We start from the raw sequence: 904 nt of genomic DNA, 5'->3' as shown, positions 1-904 counted from the left end.
ATCGTATTGCGCGTGGTCGGCCGCGTTGGTGAGCTCGGCCCAGCCCGCGCCATGCTCGGGATAGGCGGCGACGCCGAATGAGGCCGTCACGGTGCCGAGCGTGCGGCCGCGATGCGCCAGATGCAGCTGCTTGATCGCCTGGCGCAGCGCCTCGGCGCGCTGGGCGCCCTCTTCGAGCGATGCTCCCGGCATGACCAGCGCGAATTCCTCACCGCCATAGCGCGACACGACATCGCTGTCGCGGGCATGCTCGATGAGCGTTGCGGCGACCTGCTTCAGCACGAGGTCGCCGGCTTCGTGGCCGAACGTGTCGTTGAACTGCTTGAAGTGGTCGACGTCGAGCATGATGATCGCCAGCGGCTGGCTCGAGCGCTCCATGCGCCTGAGTTCGCGGCTGCTGGTTTCCTCCAGATAGCGCCGGTTGAACAGGCCGGTGTTCGGATCGCGGATCGATTGCTGCCTGAGCGTCTCGCGCAGGCGCAGATTGGCCAGCGCCAGCGCCAGCGTGTCGACGACGCCGCGCAGGATCTGCTGCCGCTCGGCCAGCCATTGCGGCTTTTCGGCTGCGTTCGGCTCGCACAGATGCAGGATGCCCAGCGTCTCGCCTTGCGCCGCCAGCGGCATGCAGACATAGCCCTTCTTGCCGTTCTCGGTGATGTGGGCGCAGCGCGGCGTCAGCATGCCCGGGCCGGCGACATGCTCCTGGCCACGCCGCAGCGCCCAGCAGTCCTCCGGCGCGAACTGGTTGACGCTCGAGCGGACGTCGCCCCAATGCGCCATCTCCTCCACCAGGTTGCGCGAGGCGCTGGTCAGGTGCACGCTGCCGCTCAAGCCGCCGAGGAACTCGGTCATCGCCGTGCCGACCACCGAGAAGGCCTCGGGGAAGGTCACGCAGGCCTGCAGC

General features: G+C 68.5%; 1 protein-coding gene. It reads right to left on the bottom strand.

The genetic code is table 11. From position 1 onward, the window contains the following. Window positions 1-904: sensor domain-containing diguanylate cyclase (locus EN742_RS36240; RefSeq protein WP_148670581.1), on the bottom strand; the 904-nt coding region annotated here is incomplete at both ends.

This window comes from Mesorhizobium sp. M4A.F.Ca.ET.020.02.1.1 (genome assembly GCF_004022645.1).
Taxonomy (GTDB): domain Bacteria; phylum Pseudomonadota; class Alphaproteobacteria; order Rhizobiales; family Rhizobiaceae; genus Mesorhizobium.
Note: the sequence above shows the minus strand (reverse complement) of the source record. Positions and strands in the feature narration are given on the sequence as shown.